At 60.7% G+C, this 19,281-nt stretch carries 18 protein-coding genes; 7 read left to right on the forward strand and 11 right to left on the reverse strand.

Going from position 1 to position 19,281, the window contains the following annotated elements:
* Positions 1 to 199 precede the first annotated feature (199 nt).
* Both L4923_RS06355 and L4923_RS06360 read left to right on the forward strand, forming a co-directional pair.
* Positions 200 to 985: a ThuA domain-containing protein gene (locus L4923_RS06355; RefSeq protein ID WP_239362897.1), complete on the forward strand. Its 786-nt coding sequence runs from the start codon at positions 200 to 202 to the stop codon at positions 983 to 985.
* Positions 985 to 2,034: a Gfo/Idh/MocA family protein gene (locus tag L4923_RS06360; RefSeq protein WP_275448288.1), complete on the forward strand. Its 1,050-nt coding sequence runs from the start codon at positions 985 to 987 to the stop codon at positions 2,032 to 2,034. Before L4923_RS06355 ends, L4923_RS06360 begins: the two co-directional genes overlap by 1 nt.
* Before the next feature lie 57 nt (positions 2,035 to 2,091).
* On the opposite strand, the gene L4923_RS06365 is transcribed toward L4923_RS06360, so the two are convergent.
* The gene (locus tag L4923_RS06365; protein WP_239362898.1) at positions 2,092 to 3,282 is read right to left on the reverse strand and encodes an acyl-CoA dehydrogenase; all 1,191 of its coding nucleotides are present in this window, start codon (positions 3,280 to 3,282) and stop codon (positions 2,092 to 2,094) included.
* A 103-nt stretch (positions 3,283 to 3,385) separates the two neighbouring features.
* On the opposite strand from L4923_RS06365, the gene L4923_RS06370 reads away from it, so the two are divergent.
* Positions 3,386 to 4,294, forward strand: coding sequence for a LysR family transcriptional regulator (locus tag L4923_RS06370; protein ID WP_239362899.1), 909 nt, complete (start codon positions 3,386 to 3,388; stop codon positions 4,292 to 4,294).
* Positions 4,295 to 4,315: 21 nt separating this feature from the next.
* Here L4923_RS06370 and L4923_RS06375 read toward each other — a convergent pair whose 3' ends face one another.
* The 8 genes from L4923_RS06375 to L4923_RS06410 form a co-directional block, all read right to left on the reverse strand.
* A complete protein-coding gene (locus L4923_RS06375) occupies positions 4,316 to 5,488 on the reverse strand; it encodes a serine hydrolase domain-containing protein (RefSeq protein WP_239362900.1) in 1,173 nt (390 codons plus the stop codon).
* Between the two features lie 76 nt (positions 5,489 to 5,564).
* Positions 5,565 to 6,770 carry a serine hydrolase domain-containing protein gene (locus L4923_RS06380; protein ID WP_239362901.1) on the reverse strand — a complete coding sequence of 402 codons (1,206 nt, stop codon included), beginning with the start codon at positions 6,768 to 6,770 and terminating at the stop codon, positions 5,565 to 5,567.
* A gap of 114 nt (positions 6,771 to 6,884) precedes the next feature.
* Positions 6,885 to 7,919 carry an extracellular solute-binding protein gene (locus tag L4923_RS06385; RefSeq protein WP_239362903.1) on the reverse strand — a complete coding sequence of 345 codons (1,035 nt, stop codon included), beginning with the start codon at positions 7,917 to 7,919 and terminating at the stop codon, positions 6,885 to 6,887.
* Between the two features lie 113 nt (positions 7,920 to 8,032).
* Entirely contained in the window at positions 8,033 to 9,067 is a 1,035-nt protein-coding gene (locus tag L4923_RS06390) for an ABC transporter substrate-binding protein (protein ID WP_239362904.1), read from the reverse strand.
* Positions 9,068 to 9,118: 51 nt separating this feature from the next.
* Complete coding sequence (locus L4923_RS06395; RefSeq protein WP_054308494.1) at positions 9,119 to 9,919, reverse strand: ABC transporter permease; 801 nt, start codon at positions 9,917 to 9,919, stop codon at positions 9,119 to 9,121.
* A complete protein-coding gene (locus L4923_RS06400; RefSeq protein WP_239362905.1) occupies positions 9,912 to 10,832 on the reverse strand; it encodes an ABC transporter permease in 921 nt (306 codons plus the stop codon). The genes L4923_RS06395 and L4923_RS06400 overlap by 8 nt, the downstream gene beginning before the upstream one ends.
* Entirely contained in the window at positions 10,832 to 11,929 is a 1,098-nt protein-coding gene (locus L4923_RS06405; protein WP_239362906.1) for an ABC transporter ATP-binding protein, read from the reverse strand. The genes L4923_RS06400 and L4923_RS06405 overlap by 1 nt, the downstream gene beginning before the upstream one ends.
* Positions 11,930 to 12,063: 134 nt before the next feature.
* Positions 12,064 to 13,743 carry an amidohydrolase gene (locus L4923_RS06410; protein WP_239362907.1) on the reverse strand — a complete coding sequence of 560 codons (1,680 nt, stop codon included), beginning with the start codon at positions 13,741 to 13,743 and terminating at the stop codon, positions 12,064 to 12,066.
* 258 nt (positions 13,744 to 14,001) lie between these two features.
* Between L4923_RS06410 and L4923_RS06415 the strand changes: the two genes are divergently transcribed.
* The 4 genes from L4923_RS06415 (at position 14,002) to L4923_RS06430 (ending at position 17,653) form a co-directional block, all read left to right on the forward strand.
* Positions 14,002 to 14,655, forward strand: a complete 654-nt coding sequence (locus L4923_RS06415) for a TetR/AcrR family transcriptional regulator (protein ID WP_239362909.1) — start codon at positions 14,002 to 14,004, stop codon at positions 14,653 to 14,655.
* Positions 14,656 to 14,678: 23 nt separating this feature from the next.
* Positions 14,679 to 15,710 (forward strand): histone deacetylase family protein, encoded by a 1,032-nt coding sequence (locus tag L4923_RS06420; protein ID WP_239362910.1) that lies wholly within the window; start codon positions 14,679 to 14,681, stop codon positions 15,708 to 15,710.
* A 474-nt stretch (positions 15,711 to 16,184) separates the two neighbouring features.
* Positions 16,185 to 16,892 carry a helix-turn-helix transcriptional regulator gene (locus L4923_RS06425; RefSeq protein ID WP_486389241.1) on the forward strand — a complete coding sequence of 236 codons (708 nt, stop codon included), beginning with the start codon at positions 16,185 to 16,187 and terminating at the stop codon, positions 16,890 to 16,892.
* Positions 16,889 to 17,653, forward strand: a complete 765-nt coding sequence (locus L4923_RS06430) for a helix-turn-helix transcriptional regulator (protein WP_239362912.1) — start codon at positions 16,889 to 16,891, stop codon at positions 17,651 to 17,653. The genes L4923_RS06425 and L4923_RS06430 overlap by 4 nt, the downstream gene beginning before the upstream one ends.
* A 99-nt stretch (positions 17,654 to 17,752) precedes the next feature.
* Here L4923_RS06430 and L4923_RS06435 read toward each other — a convergent pair whose 3' ends face one another.
* Both L4923_RS06435 and flhB read right to left on the reverse strand, forming a co-directional pair.
* Positions 17,753 to 18,184: a hypothetical protein gene (locus L4923_RS06435; protein ID WP_239362913.1), complete on the reverse strand. Its 432-nt coding sequence runs from the start codon at positions 18,182 to 18,184 to the stop codon at positions 17,753 to 17,755.
* Positions 18,181 to 19,263: a flagellar biosynthesis protein FlhB gene (flhB, locus tag L4923_RS06440; protein WP_239362914.1), complete on the reverse strand. Its 1,083-nt coding sequence runs from the start codon at positions 19,261 to 19,263 to the stop codon at positions 18,181 to 18,183. Before flhB ends, L4923_RS06435 begins: the two co-directional genes overlap by 4 nt.
* Positions 19,264 to 19,281 lie beyond the last annotated feature (18 nt).

The raw sequence follows: 19,281 nt of genomic DNA on the forward strand, positions 1-19,281 counted from the left end.
CCCCCACTTCCCCCCCCCCCCCCCCCCCCCCCCCCCCCCCGCGCGCCCCCCCCCCCCCACCCCCCGCCGCCCCCCCCCCCGGGCCCCCCCCCCCCCCCCCCGCCCCCCCCCCGCTCTCCTGCACGATTGTCTCTTGCGGTCCCTGTCGCTCATGCTGTAATTGAACCGATCCAATCAAACCGATCGAGGGAGATGCAGCATGCCGATCAGAGCACTGGTGTGGGGCGAGAACGTGCACGAGCGGGAAAATGCTGTCGTTGCCGGCATCTACCCCCTCGGCATGCACGGCACCATCGCCGCGGCCCTCGGCCAGGACAAGGACATCGCGACGGAAACGGCGGTTCTGCAGGATCCCGAGCACGGCCTGACCGAAGAGCGGCTGGCGAAGACCGACGTGCTGGTTTGGTGGGGCCATGCCGCGCACGGCAAGGTCGAGGACGCGATCGTCGAACGCGTGCAGCAGCGCGTATGGGAAGGCATGGGGCTGATCGTCCTGCACTCGGGCCATTTCTCCAAGATCTTCAAGCGGCTCATGGGCACGCCCTGCTCCCTGAAATGGCGCGAGGCCGGCGAACGCGAGCGGATCTGGGTTGTCAACCGCAACCATCCCATCGCCAAGGGACTTGGCGAATGCATCGAACTGCCGAACGAAGAAATGTATGGCGAGCCCTTCACCGTGCCGGAGCCGATGGAGACTGTCTTCGTCTCCTGGTTCGAAGGCGGCGAGGTTTTCCGGTCAGGCCTTACCTATCAGCGTGGCGCTGGACGCATTTTCTACTTCCGTCCCGGCCACGAGACCTACCCGACCTATCACCATCCCGACGTGCACACTGTGCTGCGCAACGCAGTGCATTGGGCATACAACCCCGCACCCGCCTGGGCGACGATCGCGAATGCGCCGAACGTGCCGATTTCGGCTGCCAAGGAGCCGCTGGTCGAAAAGGGACCCAAGCTGCACAAGGATGGCGACGAGGGCCTACGCTGATGCAGCGGCTGCTCTTGCTCGGCACAGGCGGCATTGCCGGCCAGCATATGGAAGAGTTCGGCAAAGTGCCGGAATGCAGGATCGTCGCCTGCGCCGATGCTTTACCGGGCCGTGCTGCCGCCTATGCGGAAAAGAGCGGGATCGCCCACGCCTTCGACGGCCTGGAGGAGGCGCTCGCCTGGAATGGATTCGATGCGGCCATCAACGCCACGCCGGATGGCGTGCACCGGGAAACGACGCTGGCGCTGCTTGCCGCCGGCAAGCACGTGTTCTGCGAAAAGCCGCTGGCGCCCAACCATGCTGACGCTCTGGAAATGACCGAGGCGGCAGAACGGGCCGGCCTGATCAACATGGTCAATCTGACCTATCGCAACTCCCCAGCCCTGCAGCACGCCCGGCATATGGTGGAGGCCGGCGAACTCGGTGAGTTGCGCCATGTGGAGGCCAGCTACCGGCAGAGCTGGTTGGTCGGCAAAGCCTGGGGTGACTGGCGCACGGCCGATCAATGGCTTTGGAGGCTATCGACGGAACACGGCTCGACTGGCGTGCTCGGCGATGTCGGCATCCATATTCTCGACTTCGCGACCTATGGCGCCGCCGACGACATCGCCAGCCTCAATGCCGAGCTAGTCACCTTTCCCAAAGCTCCAGGCGATCAGATTGGCAAGTATCGATTGGATGCCAATGACAGCGTCGCCATGACCGCACGGTTTCAATCCGGTGCGCTGGCCACCATCGTCGCCACACGGTACGCGACCGGCCATCTGAACGATCTCGAATTGAAGCTACACGGCACGAAGGGCGCACTGTGGGTGGAAACCAACGGCAGGACCTCGTCGCTGAAAGGCTGCTTCGGCGAGGATATAGACACCGTAACCTGGCGCGACATCGAGCTGCCTCAGATCAGGCGCAACGCACGCCGGTTCATTGACGCCCTGTTGTCCGGCGTCAATGGTGACACGTCGTTCCGGCGTGCTGCCGACATGCAAAAATTGATCGACGCTGCTTTCCTGAGCAGCGCCGACAAGCGTCCGATCCCCATTGCCTAAGCCGCTGCGGCAGAAGGCACCTTCTCCCTGCTGACGGGAGAAGGCGAAGACATCACTTTAGAAGAATGCCTGCAGACCAGTCTGCGCACGGCCAAGGATGAGCGCATGCACATCATGCGCGCCCTCATAGGTGTTGACCGTCTCGAGGTTCTGGGCGTGGCGCATGACATGGTAGCCGATCTGGATGCCATTCCCGCCGTGCATGTCGCGCGCCATGCGGGCAATGTCGAGTGCCTTGCCGCAATTGTTGCGCTTGACGATGGAGATCATCTCCGGCGCCATCTTGCCCTCGTCCATCAACCGGCCGACGCGCAATGAACCCTGCAGGCCGAGCGAAATCTCGGTCTGCATGTCGGCGAGTTTCTTCTGATAGAGCTGCATACCGGCCAGCGGCTTGCCGAACTGCTTGCGGTCGAGACCGTATTGGCGGGCACGATGCCAGCAGTCTTCTGCGGCACCCATGGCGCCCCAGGAAATGCCATAGCGCGCGCGGTTGAGGCAGCCGAACGGGCCTTTGAGACCGGAAACGTTGGGCAGCAGCGCATCTTCGCCAACCTCGACGCCTTCCATTACGATCTCGCCGGTGATCGAAGCGCGCAGCGAGAGCTTGCCGCCGATCTTCGGCGCCGACAGGCCCTTCATGCCCTTTTCCAGCACGAAGCCGCGGATCTGGTTGTCGTGCGCGGCGGACTTCGCCCAAACCACGAACACATCGGCGATCGGTGCGTTGGAGATCCACATCTTCGAACCGGAGAGGCGATAGCCGTTCGCCGTCTTTTCAGCGCGGGTCTTCATGCCACCGGGATCAGATCCCGCATCCGGCTCGGTCAGGCCGAAGCAGCCGATCCATTCGCCCGATGCGAGCTTCGGCAGGTACTTCTTGCGCTGTTCTTCCGAACCGTAGGCATGGATCGGATACATGACCAGCGACGACTGCACGCTCATCATCGAGCGATAGCCGCTGTCTATGCGCTCGACTTCGCGAGCAACAAGGCCATATGTGACGTAATTGGCACCGAGCCCGCCATATTCTTCCGGCACGGTAATGCCGAGCAGGCCGGCTTCGCCCATCTCGCGGAAGATCGCCGGATCGGTCTTTTCTTCCATGTAGGCGTCTTCAATGCGCGGCGCGAGCTTGTCGGCGGCGAATGCCGCGGCACCGTCACGGATCATGCGCTCGTCTTCCGAAAGCTGGTCCTCGAGGAGGAACGGATCGTCCCAGACGAAGGCGTTCTTGTCGGATGCCATGCAAATTTCTCCCAAAATGCGCGGAATGCCGGGCTTATCGGCCCCTGCCTGGAAAAAAGCAAATGAAATTGCCTCGGAGACCAATGACGATTAGTAATGGATCATGAGTGTCCAACGTCGCCTTTTGCCAACCACTGGAGCGCTCGCAGCCTTTGAGGCAGTGGCCAGGCTGGGTTCGTTCACTGCGGCGGCCCAGGAACTGGCGCTGACGCAGGGAGCCATCAGCAGGCAGATCAAATTGTTGGAGGACCAGTTCGGCAAGCGGTTGATCGAACGAGACAGCCGCAACGTCCATCTTTCGCCCGAAGGCGAAATCTATGCCGAAACGGTACGCGCCGCACTCGGCCAGCTCCGCGAGGCAGCGCTTGGATTGATGAGCAATCGACATGGTGGCGTCCTTAACCTTGCCATCCTGCCCACCTTCGGCACGCGCTGGCTGATGCCGCTGATCCCGGAATTCGTCGAACAGAACCCGGATATCACCATCAACTTCGCCACTCGTATCGGTCGTTTCGATTTTGCCCGCGAGCGGTTGGATGCCGCCATCCATGTCGGGCAGCCGGACTGGCCAGGAGCGACGTCGACCCTTCTGATGCATGAGGAGGTGGCACCGGTGGCTGCTCCTGAGTTCCTGACGGCGAATGCGGTGGCTGAACCGCGCGACCTTGGCCGGCTGCCGCTGTTGCACATGGCTTCACGGCCGGGTGGTTGGGCGGAATGGTTCGAGCACCAGGGACTTGCCACGCCGACCGGCCCAGGCATGCAGTTCGAGCAGTTCTCGACCGCTGCCCAGGCCTGCATCGCCGGCCTCGGCATCGCGCTGTTGCCGCTGTTCCTGATCACCGGGGAATTGCAGCGCGGTCAGCTGGTGCCGGCGCCCGGCCGCGCAATGCAGAGCCGCAGCGCCTATTATCTGGTGGTGCCCAACGAAAAGCGTCTCTATCCACCGGTGGCCAGCTTTCGCAACTGGCTGCTCACCAAACTGCCACAGGACGAGACGCCTTCCACCTGACAATCGCGGACGGGCGGTAGGTCAAACCATGCCCACCAGCGCTTCGAAGAAATCGACATTGTCGTGATCGAGCGGATCGTCGACCGGGGTTGGCTGCGACGACATCTTGACGATGACCACCTCGCTTGCCGGATCGACGAACAGCCACTGGCCATGGATGCCAATGCCGCAACAAGAACCCTTGCCGCTCTGGTACCATTTGTTGCGGTAGCGCCCTTCGGCAAACAGATGTGCGAAATCGCCTCGCTTCCAGGCGTCGAGGCTGCCGGCCGTCGTCGTGTCGTGGACCCAGGCTTCCGGCACGACGCGCTTGCCACCGGCGACACCGCCCCGGCGTATCATCTCGCCGACCCGTGCAAGATCGCGTGGCGTCATTGAGATGCCGCCTGCAGTGCGCGCCGTGCCGACACGATCGACGGTGATGGCGCCTTCACCGCAGGCGCCGAGTGGTCCCCATAGTTTTTCGCGGAACAGCTCCGGCACACGTCTGCCGGAAGCGCGCTCGACCAGGACGCCGAGCAGGTCGGAATTCGGCGAACGGTAGCGGAACACTTCGCCATGCGGTTCGGGCCTGCGCTTGATCGACAGCAGGAACTCTTCCAGTCCTTCGTCGCCGCCACCAGGATTCCACAATGTCGCCCGTCGATAACGTGCAAAGGCGCTTTCGGGGTCGAGATAGGCTTCCTCGAAATCGAGACTCACCGTCATGTCGAGCACATGCCGCACGGTGGCGTCGCCATAGGCTGAGCCAGTCGCCTCCGGAATATAGGCCGTCACCGGCGCTTCCGGATCGAAACCCCCCTCACCTTCCAGGATGCCGGCAAGGATCGCCGTCAGAGACTTGCTGATCGAAAAGACGATGTGCCGATTGCCGGGTCGCGTATGCGGCGCGAACCAGTCGCCAACGAACCTGCCACCTTTCATCACCGTCAGCGCATCCGCGCTGGAGCGATCGAGGAATGTGGCGATCGTTTCTGCTCCCTTCGAAAGCGAAACCGTTTCGTTAAGCAGGCCGCTGAAGTCGACTGCCTCGGTTTCAGTTGCGCCCGACGAAGCTTCGATGCGCGCGCTCGGCACCAGTTCGCCGACATTCTGGAAAGACCAGCGATTAAATGGCGCCGTGCGCCAATTCGCGAGCGCCACATCGCTGCGACGGAAACCGTAGGCTTCTTCGAATTTTGTCGGGTTGATCACGTCTTTTCCTTCCTGGATCGTGCGTACAGCACAGGCGATCCACGATCGCCGGAGCCACCTTTCTGCATCGGTTGATCTAGTTGGCGGAGCCCAGTTCCGCCGCGATTGCCGCGATCGCCTTCAGCGTCGCCACGGCATAGGGCGTGTTCGAAAAATCCGGGAACGATGACAGCTTCACCGTCACCATCCGGCTGTTCCAGTCCACATGGATGAGCTGGCCGAAGACGCCCCGGCACATGAGTGCGCGCGAGCGTGGGTTCTCGATCCAGAACTGGTTGCGATAGCTTCCTTCCGGCAGACTTTCAGAGAAATTGCTGCCATGAATGCCGTTCCTGGTCGCCTCGATCCAGTCGGCGGGAACGATGCCGGCGCCATTGTCGAGGATCATCTGGCTGAAACGCGCATAGTCCCGAAGCGTGGCGTTGAACCCACCGTCGGCCAGCGCGTAGCCGGCGCTGTCCACGGTGAAGCACGCACTTTCTTCAACACCCAGCTTCTGCCACAGCTCTTCCGAAACGAGGTCGGCCAACCTCCGTCCAGTCACACGCTCCATCACAAAGGCAAGCACATCCGTTTCGATAGAGCGATACTCGAAGGCGGCGCCGTGCGGCCGCGTGGTTTCCTTCAGCCGCAGGATGAGTTCCCACACATGCCGAGGCCATTGAAAGGAAGGATCGCTGCCTGGCGGCACCGGTTTCCAGCCGGACGCAACGTCAACTTGGCCGATGTCGGAATAGCGATCGGTGTACGCTTCCGAGAACTTCACACCGGTCGTCATGTCGAGCACCTGCTGGACAGTCGCACCTGCCCAGCCGGTCTCCGCCAGTTCCGGGAGATAGGTCGTCACCGGCTTTGCGGGATCGATCAAACTCCGCCCGACGAGGATGCCGCAAACCGCGGCCGTTACCGACTTCGCCATCGACTGCGACAGATGCAGGGAGCGCGGCGTCATTCCATTGAAATAATGCTCATAGGCAATGGCCCCATCCTTCAACACCAGGAAGCCGTCGGTATAGGTTTCGTCGAGCAAGCCGACGAGCGTCGAGGGCCGGCCAAGGCTGTCAGTCACCGGCAGAGCATCGAGGTCGGTCTCGGCGCGCGGCAAGTCGCGCACCGCACCAGCGCCACGCCAGACTTCCACCGTCGGCACGATCTGGCGCATGTTCTGGAAGGCCCAGCGGTTCCATGGCGCCCTGTCCCAGTCGAGCCGGGGCGGCACCAGGGCCGGCGGCGAACCTTGCATGATCGGCGGGCACGGATCACTGTTGCGGTAGGGCTGCATGGAAGCACCTCCTGCGACATTCTCGGAGTTTTGAAGCGATGGCTGGAGCTGAGCGCGGTTCGTCCAGCGCCAGGCAGGTAGTCCGGCAGCAATCACTGCCGGACGACGGGACCGTTACTTGCGCAGCTCGGTCCAGATCTTCTTGTAGAGCGTGTCCGCCTCTTCCGAGCACATCAACGCCATCGTGCCGTGCGGTTTGGCTTCTTCCGGAACGATGATCTCCGGCGCATCGCGCATTTCGGCCGGCATGAACTTCTCCGAGCCCGCGACGCCGTTGGCATAGCGGTGGAAAGCGGACAGCCCGGCGGCCACTTCTGGATCCATGATGAAATTCTGGAACAGCTTGGCGTTCTCCGCGTTCTTGGCGTCCTTCAGGACCACGACATTGTCGGACCAGTAGGTGAAGCCTTCCTTCGGATAGCCATAGCGGACCTCAGGATGCGCGAGGCGGATGCGCAGGCCGGCGCCGTTCCAGGTGGAGGACGCCTTGAAGTCGCCTGCGCCCATCTTGTCGACAGCGCCATACTCCATGGCGATCCAGTTCGGTTTGGCGGCCACCAGCAGGTCGCGAACCTTTTTCAGCAGTTCTTTGTCAGTCGTGCACTGCTCGCCGCCGAGATAACGGATGGCAGCAGTCATTACGTCTTTCATCTCGGGAACGACGTTGACCTTGCCCTTCAATTCGTCCGGCGTCTTGAAGATGATATCCCACGTGTTGATATCACCCTTGTAGTCATTGGTGTTGACGACGACGCCGACCGTGCCCCAGGCCCATGGCACCGAATATTTGCGGCCGGGGTCGAAGTCGGGATTGGCCCATTCCGGCGCGATGTTCTTGAAATTCTCCATGCCGCCCGGGTTGGTCTCGAGCAGCAGACCTTCCTGGATCCAGATCGGCAGATGCGTCTGCGACGGGACCGCAATGTCGAAGCCGGAGCCGCCCTGGCGAACCTTCGCCAAAGCCGTCTCGTTGGAATCGTAGTCAGTGATGGTGACCTTGACCTTGTACTTTTCCTCGAACTTCTTGATCACATCCGGGTTGGTGTAGTTGCCCCAGTTGTAGATGTTGAGCTCGCCTTCTGCGCGAGCCAGGCCCGTCGCCGCAAGCAGCGCCAGCGCCGTCGTTGCGGCAAACAATCTCGAGTTCATGACAAGGGCTCCTTCTTCAATCTGCGGTGTTCCTGCCTGCTTCAGGCAAAGCTCGTGACTGCCGGGGCCGACTTCTCGGTCCCGGCTTTCGTCCTGACGGATTCTCCGGCTGCTTATTTCTGCAACTCGGTCCAGATCTTGCTGTAGATCTCCTGGATCTCCGGCGAGCACAGACGCTGCAATTCGCCGAGCGACTTCACGTCTTCCGGAATGTTCACTTCCGGAGCATCCTTCATGTCTGCGGGCATGAACTTCTCGGAGCCGGCAATGCCGTTGGCATAGCGGTGGAAGGCCGAGTTCAGCGCCGCGTTTTCCGGATCCATCATGAAGTTCTGGAACAGCTTGGCGTTCTCGACGTTCTTGGCTTCCTTGAGCACCACGACGTTATCGCTCCAGAGACCATAGCCCTCCTTCGGATAGTTGTAGTGAATGGCCGGATTGGCCAGTCGCTGGCGCAAGGCCGAGCCATTCCAGTCGCTGGTGGCCTTGAAGTCGCCGGCGCCCATCTTCTCGATGGTGTTGTATTCCATCGCGATCCAGTTCGGCTTGGCGGCGACGAGCATGTCGCGCACTTTCTTCAGCACAGCCTTGTCGTCGGTACACTGCTGGCCGCCGACATATTTGATGGCGGCGAAGATCACGTCGTTCATCTCTGGAACGACGTTGACCTTGCCCTTCAATTCATCCGGCGTGTCGAAGATGATACCCCAGCTGTTGGCCGGTCCCTTGTAGACGTCCGTGTTGACGACCACGCCGATCGTGCCCCAGGCCCACGGCACAGTGTACTTACGACCCGGGTCGAAGTCGGGATTGGCCCACTCCGGCGCGACGTTCTTGAAATTCTCCATCTTGCCGGGATTGGTCTCCTGGACGAGACCCTCCTTGATCCAGACCGGCACGAAGGTCTGCGACGGGATGGCAATGTCGAAACCGGTACCGCCCTGCCGCACCTTGGCCAGTGCAGTATCGTTGGAATCGTAGTCGGTGACAGTGACCTTGACGTTGTATTGTTTCTCAAATTTCTTGATCATGTCGGGGCTGATGTAATTGCCCCAGTTGTAGATGTTGAGCGCACCCTCGGCGCGGGCCATACTCGACGAGGCGAGCAGCGCCAGCCCGACGGCTGTCGCGGTGGTCTTCCAGTTCATTCCAGTCTCCCATTATCGCTTTTTGCTTTGGTTTTGACCTCGGCCTTGGCTTCAGTCGCGTTTCCTGCTGACAAAGAAAAACAACGTGACGATGACCACCGACAGCAGCAGGAAGGCCGTCGATATCGCGTTGATCTCAGGTGTGATGCCGCGGCGGATCTGGCCGAGCATGTAGGTTGGCAGCGTGTCCTGGCCGCCCGACTTGACGAATTCGGTGATGACGACGTCGTCAAGCGAGATCACGAAGGCGAGCATCAGTCCAGCCAGGATGCCAGGCCACAGAAGTGGCAGCGTCACCCGCCGGAAGGCCTGCCAGGGCGTGGCGTAGAGATCCGCCGCCGCGCGCTCCAGCGACAGATCCATGTTCTCCAGTCGCGCGCGGATTGGCAGATAGGCGAAGGGGATACAGAAGGCCGTGTGCGCCGCGATCAGATAACCCAAGCCCGAATAGCCGGTGAAGATCTTGATGCGTGAGAAGAAGATCAGCAGCGCCACACCGGTGACGATTTCCGGCACCATCAGCGGCTGGTTGATCATCGCATATTTGAAGGTCAAACCCGGATAAGGAGGTGTGCGCGTTGTCGCAAGTGCCGCCATGGTCGCCGCGATCGTGGCAAGCGTCGCGGCGATCGCCGCGATCTGGAACGACCGCAACGTGGCGTCGATGACTTGTGCGTTCTGGGAAGCGGACTGGAACCACTTCAACGAGAAGCCGCCCCATTCCGAGGTCGATGGCGCTTCGTTGAAGGCGTAGACCACGAGCACGATGATCGGCATGTAGAGCGCGACAAAACATACGGCGGCGATCGTCGTGAAGCCCGGCTGATGGCGAATGGAGAAGCTCTTAGCCATGCCGCATCTCCTTCGAACCGGCGTTGCGCACATAGACGAGCAGCGCCACCATCACGATGAGCATGACCGTGATCGAAAGTGCTGAACCGAGGGGCCAGTTGCGGCCCTGGCCGAACTGCAGCTCGATCAGATTGGAGAGCATCATGTTCTTGCCCCCACCCAGAACGCTCGGTGTCACATAGGCACCGATGGCCGGGATGAAGACCAGGATCGAGCCGGCGATGACACCGGGCTTGACCAGCGGGAAGATGATGCGGCGCAGCACCTGCCAGCGCGACGCGTAAAGATCGTAGCCTGCCTCGACCAGTCGGAAGTCGAGCTTCTCCATCGACGCATAGACGGGCAGCACCATCAACGGCAGGTAGACATAGGCCATGCCGATCAGGATCGCGACGTCGGTATAGAGGATTTGGATCGGCGCCGAGATGATGCCGAGTTTCATCAGCACGGTGTTGACGATGCCCTCGTTGCGGATGATCTGCAGCACCGCGAAGGTGCGGATAAGCAGGTTCGTCCAGAACGGAATGGTGATCAAGAACAGCCACAGGTCGCGGGTCTTTTCACTGCGCGTCGCCATGAAATAGGCGGTCGGGAAACCAAGTGCCAAGGTGATGAGCGTCGTGATGATCGCGAGCTTCACCGAGCGCCAGAAAATGCTGATATGTGCGCCCGCCAAGGATAGCGTGTCGTCGAAGATGTCACGTTCGAACAGCACCGACACCCATGCCTCGGGCGAGAACTGCCACTTCACGTCGCCATAGGAACCTGGCGTCAGGAAGGAATAGACGAGCACGATCGCCAGCGGACCGACGGCGGCAAAGAAGATGGTGAGCAATGCGGGCGCGGAAAGATACCAGCGGTTGCGGACGTCGCGCCGGTCGGCCGCCTTGGCGATTTCCTCGGCGGTGGCCATCAGTCCCTCAACACCTGTGCGGCGTCATCGCCGATGGCGATGCCGGCCTTGTCGCCCGTTTCAAAGCCGCAGTCTGCATTGCGAGCATTCTGCTGGCGCACGATGAACAGGTCATTGCTGCCGTCGAGCCGCACATGGATATGCGTGTCCGTGCCGAAATAGACGATGTTTTCGACCGTACCCGAAAGCTCAGCCTTGCCCTTGACCAGCTTGGCATGTTCGGGCCGGACCACCACGGTGGCTTCGCTCTTCGGCTGGAACCCGTCGGCAACGCTGGCCGCGATGGTAGCACCCGATTTCAGCGTGGCACGTGCCTTGCCGTTTTCGATGCCGGCAATCGAGGCGGTTAGGAAATTGGTCTCACCGATGAAGTCGGCGACGAAGCGGTCTGCCGGCTTGTCATAGATGTCCCAGGGGCTGCCGACCTGCAGGATCTTGCCCGCCGACATCACCGCGATGCGATCGGACATCGTCAGCGCTTCTTCCTGGTCGTGCGTGACGAAGATGAAGGTGATGCCGGTCTGGTTCTGCAGCCGCTTCAGCTCGATCTGCATCTCCTTGCGCAGCTTGTAGTCCAGTGCCGACAGCGGCTCGTCGAGCAGCAGCACTTTCGGCTGCGGCGCTAGCGCTCTGGCTAGCGCCACGCGCTGCTGCTGGCCACCGGAAATCTGGCTGGTGCGCCGCGAAGCCAGATGCTCCATGCGTACCAGCTTGAGCATCTCGGCAACCCGGGCCTTGATCTCGGCCTTGGGCTTGCGCAGCATCTCCAGACCGAAACCGATATTCTCGGCCACGGTCATGTGCGGGAACAGTGCGTAGCTCTGGAAGACGGTGTTGACGGGGCGCTTGAACGGCGGCAACAGCGCGATATCATCGCCATGGAGCAGGATTTCGCCGGCACTCGGATAGTCGAAACCAGCAATCAGCCGCAGCAGCGTCGTTTTTCCGCAGCCGGAAGGACCCAGCAGCGTGAAGAATTCATTTTCTCGGATTGAAACCGAGACAGTGTCCAATGCGGCAACCGCCGCCTCTCCAGCACCGAAGACTTTCCGCACGCCGCGGACTTCGATCGCGTTCTTACCCGGTTGTTCCGGCACTCAAGCCCCTCTTTTTTCTTGGCCTGCCCCCGAACGCAGGCCTTTTCTTCTGGTTTAGATTGTCACCACAAGCCGCTCTGCTTGGCAACAATCGGATCGAATATCCGTTCGTCGAGTGAAACGAATGTTCACCCTCAGGACTGATAGGTAACTCTGCCGCCGCAAATGGTCGTGACCGGCCGCACCTCGTGTAGCCGCTGCGCTTCCACCGTTTCGATGTCATGCGAAAGCACGACGAGATCGGCCAGGAAGCCCGGCTTCAGCATGCCCTTGCGATGCTCCTTGAACTCGGCATACGCACCCTCCACCGTGTAGGCAGCAAGCGACTCCGTCAGCGAGAAGCTCTGGTCCGGATCGCTGTCCGCCCAAGGCTTGCGCAGCACCGCCGCCTGAACGCCACGGATCGGATCAATCGGCGAGACCGGCCAATCGGACGCGAAGACGACATGCGCGCCAGCGTTCTTCAACGTCCGCCACGCATAACTAAGCGGCCAGCGCTCCTTGCCGATACGCGATATGGTCGGCTCCAAGGGAAAATCCATCGCGCCGGGCGGATGCGGGGGCTGCATCGAGGCGATCACGCCGAGTTCGGCGAACCGTGGAATATCGGAAGCAGCGACCACCTCGATATGTTCAATGCGGTGACGGCTGTCGCGTTTGCCGTTGGCTTTCGCCGCCGCTTCGTAACCGTTGAGGACTGCTTGCACCGCGCCATCGCCGATGGCGTGCACGGCGATCTGCAAGCCGCGCGCGTCGACTGCAACGGCCAACTCCTTGAATTCGTCCGGCGTGAACAGCGGTTCGCCAACCCAATCTGGACGGTCGGCATAAGGTTCGATCATCACCGCCGTCCAGGAATCCAGCACCCCGTCGTAGAAAACCTTGACGATACCGGACGACAGCCATTCGCTGTTGAAGCGCTCGGCCATGGCCGAAGCCTTCTCCAGGATGTCCAGCTTCATGAAATTCTTGAAATGGAAAGGTACCTGTACGCGGCAGGAAAGCCCTTCCTCGGCCTCGATCTCGGACAGCAGTTCGAGCTGGTACAGGTTCCCGTCCATGTTCTGGATCGAGGTGATGCCGTGTTGAGCACACCAAGCCAGGCCGCGCCGCATGATGTCGCGATCGGTAGCCCGCTGTTGCGCTGTTGGTGCCGGATCGGGTTCGCCTCCGGTCGACAGGCCTAGCCGCACGCGTTCCTCGCCGGCCAGAGCCAGCACGGGCCCAAACGCCTCGCCTTCCCGCAACTCGCCTTCCGCCAGCCCGTCCTCACCCATGACGATTTCGTTGCCGGGGCCAAGCGTACGGCCGTGCAGCACGCCGGCGGCTTCGAGCGCCTTGGTATTGGCCCACATCGTGTGGTGGTCGGGCGCAGCCATGCAAAATGGCCGATCCGGCAGGATCGCATCGAGATGATGCCGCGTTACGCGCTCCTCGCCGAGGATGGTGTAGTCGGCACTTTGCGCGACAAGCATGGGCACATCGGGCTTGGAGGCGGCATAGGCGAGGACCGCCTGCTTCAGAGCATCGAACCCGTGCACGCCTGCCAGTTGCAGATGCCCCAGTTCGGCCGCTCCGGAAAAGAGGTGCATATGAGCTTCGATAAAGCCGGGCAGTACCGAGCTACCCTTAGCGTCGACGACTTTGGTGGCAGGCCCCTTCAGCGCTTCAACGGCATTACGATGCCCGACCGCGACGATGGATCCGTCCTTGATGGCCACGGCTTCAGCGATGGGATTGTCGTCATCCATGGTCAGCACACGACCGTTGATGACGATCATATCGGCATGATGAACCGTACCAGTGACAGACATCGCGACTCCGCGCTTTTGACTGACCGAGGCCGGCTAATGCTGCGCCTCATGCCTCGCCGCCCCGGCTGGAGCGGCCCGGATGAGACAGAATTGATGCCGGTTCGCCGCCTTTGGAATTCCCCTTAGTTTCCCTAAAGACAGCGTGGAGAAAAAATGCGACTAATTATTCGCGTTTGTCAATATGCGGAATCGACGATGCCTTGTGGACAGCACCCTGCACGTATGCTGAGAGCGGATGGGGAACGAGGGATTCAAGCAGTGAAGCGCGATCTCAAACGCAAGACCAAGATAGCGCTCGAACCGCGCAAGCAACCGCGGCAGGAACGCTCAAGCAAGGTCGTCGATCGGATTCTGGATGCCGCCTTGATCCTCACGAGGGAGCAAGGAACGGGAACGCCGACAACGCTTGCCATTGCGCAACGCGCCGGCTTGTCGGTGGGCTCCGTCTATCAATACTATCCCAACAAGGAAGCCATCCTTCTTGACCTTGCCCGGCGTTGGCTGGGGGCATTTCCCAAAGTGATCGAGAAGCGTATCAGGGTCCCGCGCCCAACGACTCGCGATGCGTTCCGGCAGGAAGTTCGCGAGCTCTTCATCGATACATCCAGGCTCTACCTTGAGAACGCCAATCTGATGCCGGTTATCGAGGCCATCACCGGCAATCCGGACCTGAGGCCCATCCAGAATGAATATGACGAGCAGATCATTGCCCTCTATGCAGCCTGGCTGAGGCACGTGAATCCTGCTTTGCAGGAGGATATCGCCAACCGGCTAGGTATCGTGATGATGGAGGTCGGGCACGTCTGCCGTCTTGTCGGGCTGAAGAAGGACCGCAAGACCTTCGACCTCCTCGAGGACGATGTCGAGACCATGTGGATCGCCCTCGTCACCCCCTATCTCGACCTCAACTGACAATCATCCAGGGAAGGAACTTCATGAAGACTATCTATTCGCCGCTTCATGCCGGTCACGCCGGCACGATGGAACTGATGTCGGGGGTGATCGTACCCGGCTTCGAAAAGCCGTCCCGCGCCGAGATTATCAAGGCACGCGTCGAGAGCGAGAAGCTTGGACCTATCCTGGCGCCGGAGGCTCACGACCTCACCGCCGCCAAGCGCATCCACAAGGCCGACTACATCGACTTCCTGCCGACGGTCTATCCTGCCTGGGAGGCTCTTGGCCGCTCCGGCTCGGCCATTCCCTATACCTGGCCGACGCGCGGACTGCGTGGCGATGTCGTGCCGGACACCATCGACGCCAAGCTGGGTTATTATTCCTTCGACGCCGGCGCGCCTTTCGTCAAAGGCACATGGGAAGCGATCAGGTCTTCCTATGACGTTGTTCTGACAGGTGCCAAGCTGGTCAAGAACGGCGAGCCGGCCGCCTTTGCGCTTTGCCGCCCGCCTGGGCATCACGCCGGTGCCGGCTTCATGGGCGGCTATTGTTATATCAACAACGCCGCTGTCGCTGCCCAGTGGTTCCTTGACCAGGGCGCCAAACGTGTCGCGATCCTCGATATCGACTATCACCATGGCAACGGCACGCAGGAGATCTTTTACTCCCGCGCCGACGTGCAGGTGTTGAACCTGCATGGCGATCCTATGGTCGAATACCCATACTTCCTCGGCCATGCCGACGAACATGGCAGCGGTGCGGGTGAAGGTTTCAACGTCAACTATCCGCTGCCCTTCGGCACCACATGGGAAAGCTGGAACGCCGCGCTGGAGGATGCCTGCGCGAAACTCACGGCCTACGGTCCTGACGTCGTCGTGGTCTCGCTCGGCGTAGACACATTCGAGAAGGATCCGATCAGCCAGTTCAAGCTGAAGAGCAGCGACTACCCCATGATCGGCGCTCGCATCGCCAAGCTGAACCTGCCTACCCTCTTTGTGATGGAAGGCGGCTATGCCGTCGACGAAATCGGCGTGAACGCGGTCGGCGTCCTGACCGGTTTCGAAGACCGCTGAGACGACTCATGTCTCGCCGGCCGGAGCAATTCCAGGAAAAGTGAGTAGCGGTTTTCCGTCCGGAATTGCGTAGGAACGACGGCTGGAGTGTTTCCGCATTTCCGTGAAAAACGGAAACGCTCCAAGGCCGGCGAGACATTTTTTGCAGCTCGGAATCCAGCAAAAGCAAGGCCTGAGTCGCGCTTGTGAGTCCGTTGATTCATAATCTGTCAATTCCCGTTTGAAGTCAGATTCATCAACAGCTAAATTAAACCCGAATCAGCCGTTCCGCGGGGGCACGGCGAACCTTCTAAAGTCCTGTTGTACCGGAGTTTTCCGGCACAAGACGCGATAGGTTTCGCGTTCCCTGCCGGATTCGGCCGATAGGCGCCGTCTGCGCCGAGAGTGCGTTTTAAGTGAATGTGACGCGTACCCGCGTCCGGCGCTGTTGAATCAGCACCGGGCATAAGAATCGATTCTGGCTCGAAGACTATGATGGCCTTTGCAGCGCCTATAACATCCGACACGATCGGAACACGTCTGGCCACTCGCGCGGACCTGACCGGGTTTCTGACCCAACTCTCCGACGAGATCGGCGCCGACAGCTACATGCTGGTGGCAATCATCCATGGCGACGAGCGCAATGACGCCCGCATCGTCGCATCCAACTGGCTTTACGACGCCATCGAACTTGTCGGCAAACCCCTGCTTGCCACCTTGGCGAATGGCCCTCTTACCACCCCGCCGGGCTCTCGCCCGCGCGCCCTGATTGCCGCTTATGCCGAAACGGCAGCGGGACTGCTGAACGGGGAACAGGCACGGCTGCTCGACGTGCTGGGACATGCAGAACTCTATTCGCTTCGCCTGGATGTCGGCAGACAACGGTTGTTCGTTTTGTTTTCGGCCGCGACTGCCGGCTCGATAGAGCCCGCAGCGCTCAATCAGGCGCAGTTGAAGTGCTGCTACGCGCTATCGCAGGTGCCGCAGCTTCTCACCGTCACAACTCTGCAAGACCCGCTTTCCGACCGCGAGCGCGAATGCCTCTTCTGGGTATCGGAAGGCAAGACCACGGAAGAGGTCGCGCTCATCCTTGGCGTCTCCGCCAACACGGTCAACAGCTACATCACCCATGCGATTCAGAAATTCTCGGCCTCCAATCGGGTAATGGCGATTGCAACGGCAATCAGGAGCGGCATCATTTGACACACGCTCGGGCACAAGAGATCTCCAACGATCCATTCTTTACGCATAGCAATCCCTTCGGCACGGTGACGGGAAATTCCGACCTTTACACCGTCACCATTCCCGATGCCGTGCGCCGCTGCCGCTGGATTGCCATGGATATCAACGCCAGCGCTTTCGGGCTTTATTTGATCGCTCCCTCTGCTGAACGAGCGCGGCTGGTGCCTTGTTTTGATTCCGATTATCCGCGCCTCGGCGAAACCACGCGCACCATCTCGGCCACCGCGAGCGAGGAGATCGTGCTGCACGCGCGCCGCTCCACCAGCCCGCGCTGGTGGTCCGATCTCCAGGAAAGCAATCCGGGTGTCGCCGCGTTGCCCTGGATCGAGCGCATGGCCGCTCTCGTTTCGGGCACAGCAGGCATCGCCTTTCCCGTTCACGCCGAGCGGAGTCAGGGAGGGCTGGTGGTTTTCATCGGCCCGAACCTCGCCGCCCTCGCAGGCGAAGCTGTCTATGACATCCACGCTCGCTGCTTCTCGCTGTTCGATGCCGTGTCGCGTATCCGTCCCGGCGATGCTGGCCGCGCGCGCGCCATGTCGAAGCGCGAATTGGAATGCCTGAAGCTTACCGCCAACGGCTATACCAGCGAGGAGATTGCGCGGCTCCTGAAATTGTCGGTCCACACCGCCAACCAGTACCTTACCCAGTCGGCGCAGAAACTCGATGCGGTGAACCGCACGCAGGCGGTCGCAAAAGCCTTGCGCCTCGGCCTCATCGACTAAATCAAATCCAGGAAAAATGTGTCGCGGTTGTCCGTCCGGAATTTTGCGCAAACAAAGAAGCTGGACCGTTCCGTAAAATGGAAACGCTCCCACCGGAACTTACGCGATCGGCACGGGCTTGCGGATACGGGCATCTTCCAGCGTCGCCTGCAACAATTCGGTGTTGCGCGACGGATCCTCGTCGGGCTTCTCGAAAGAGATATAATTCAGAACCACCGAAGCATCGTTTTCGGTCAGCGTAAGCTGGAAATAGACAGTCACGCCATGCGGTCTGAGCTCCAGATCCAGCACGATGCGGGGCGAGCCGCTCCAGTCGACATGTGCCTCGCCGCCATTGCCAAGCCGTAATGTGCCTGGCGCGAAGAACAGCTCCGAAGCAGAATCCACCAGATCCGACAGGCAGGCGAAATGCTCGAGCCGGATGAAAGCAATGTAGTCGGCAACGTCGATCAATCTGAGCTCTGCAACCACCTGTTCGATGGCGCTGGCTACGATGACTTCGCGCGAGAGTGTGTGCGGCTGTCGAATCATGAGGTCCGTCGGCGCTCTGCCTTTTTAGAGTAGACGATGCGTACCAGCTCGGCGACTGCTTGGTAAAATTGTGATGGAATGACGCTATCAACCGAAACTTGCTTGTACATGGAGCGAGCGAGCGCAACATCCTCGAAGATCGGAATATTGTGCTCGCGTGCGATTTCGCGGATGCGCAGCGCCACGAGATCCTGCCCCTTGGCCAGCACGACCGGCGCCGAATCCTGATCGCGAACGTAGCGCAGCGCGATCGAGAAATGGGTCGGATTGGCGATGACCAACGTGGCGGTCGGTACAGCCGTCATCATACGCCGCCGAGCCCTGTCACGCGCCAGCGAGCGCAGCCTGGACTTGACGATCGGATCGCCTTCGGACTGCTTGAGCTCGTCCTTCACTTCCTGCTTGCTCATTCTCAGATCGCGCCGCCAATGAAAACGCGACCAGACGAAGTCGGCAGCTGCGATGACCGCCATCACGAAAACGATCGCCACGAGGATCTGGATCGCGATCGAGCGGATGACCAGGCCGAACTCTGCGGGCCCCGTGATCATGCCGTTGAGAAGGCGGCGATGATCCTGTGACAGGGTGAAGATCAGCACGGCGATGACGACGCCGAGCTTGGCCAGCGACTTCAGGAACTCGACGAAACCTTGCAGGCCGAACAGTCTTTTCCAGCCTTGAGTGAGCGAAATGCGCGACCATTGCGGCCGGATCCGCTCACCGATCAACTGCGGCACATTCTGAAATACCGAAGCGCCGATCCCCGCAATCACCAGCAGTACCAGCAGGGCAACTACTGCCCGACCGATCTCGGCCATCACCATGCTGTAGAGTTGGATGACGTCGGTCTCGGTATCGATCGACCAGGATTCCGGTCGCTCGAGAAACGAAGCCAGGAAAACGCTGAGGTTTACGGTTGCTTCCCGCGCGTAGAAAACGGTGAAAACCAGAATGGCCACGAAGGAGGTGAGCAGCGCTGCCTCTCGGGAGTGGGGCAACTTGCCCTTCTCCATCGTATCGCGGATCTTCTTCTCGGTGGGTTCCTCTGTTTTGGAATCCTTGTCCTCGGCTTCCGCCATGCCGCGCCCGCCGGACTA

The organism is Terribium retamae (genome assembly GCF_022347545.1).
GTDB lineage: Bacteria > Pseudomonadota > Alphaproteobacteria > Rhizobiales > Rhizobiaceae > Mesorhizobium > Mesorhizobium retamae.

Coding starts and splice junctions, on each gene's coding strand:
- L4923_RS06355 (WP_239362897.1), top strand. CDS start 200: ATGCCGATCAGAGCACTGGTGTGGGGCGAGAACGTGCACGAGCGGGAA.
- L4923_RS06425 (WP_486389241.1), top strand. CDS start 16,185: ATGGCCTTTGCAGCGCCTATAACATCCGACACGATCGGAACACGTCTG.
- L4923_RS06410 (WP_239362907.1), bottom strand. CDS start 13,743: ATGTCTGTCACTGGTACGGTTCATCATGCCGATATGATCGTCATCAAC.
- L4923_RS06360 (WP_275448288.1), top strand. CDS start 985: ATGCAGCGGCTGCTCTTGCTCGGCACAGGCGGCATTGCCGGCCAGCAT.
- L4923_RS06390 (WP_239362904.1), bottom strand. CDS start 9,067: ATGAACTGGAAGACCACCGCGACAGCCGTCGGGCTGGCGCTGCTCGCC.
- L4923_RS06365 (WP_239362898.1), bottom strand. CDS start 3,282: ATGGCATCCGACAAGAACGCCTTCGTCTGGGACGATCCGTTCCTCCTC.
- L4923_RS06385 (WP_239362903.1), bottom strand. CDS start 7,919: ATGAACTCGAGATTGTTTGCCGCAACGACGGCGCTGGCGCTGCTTGCG.
- L4923_RS06380 (WP_239362901.1), bottom strand. CDS start 6,770: ATGCAGCCCTACCGCAACAGTGATCCGTGCCCGCCGATCATGCAAGGT.
- L4923_RS06435 (WP_239362913.1), bottom strand. CDS start 18,184: ATGATTCGACAGCCGCACACACTCTCGCGCGAAGTCATCGTAGCCAGC.
- L4923_RS06370 (WP_239362899.1), top strand. CDS start 3,386: ATGAGTGTCCAACGTCGCCTTTTGCCAACCACTGGAGCGCTCGCAGCC.
- L4923_RS06395 (WP_054308494.1), bottom strand. CDS start 9,919: ATGGCTAAGAGCTTCTCCATTCGCCATCAGCCGGGCTTCACGACGATC.
- flhB (WP_239362914.1), bottom strand. CDS start 19,263: ATGGCGGAAGCCGAGGACAAGGATTCCAAAACAGAGGAACCCACCGAG.
- L4923_RS06400 (WP_239362905.1), bottom strand. CDS start 10,832: ATGGCCACCGCCGAGGAAATCGCCAAGGCGGCCGACCGGCGCGACGTC.
- L4923_RS06420 (WP_239362910.1), top strand. CDS start 14,679: ATGAAGACTATCTATTCGCCGCTTCATGCCGGTCACGCCGGCACGATG.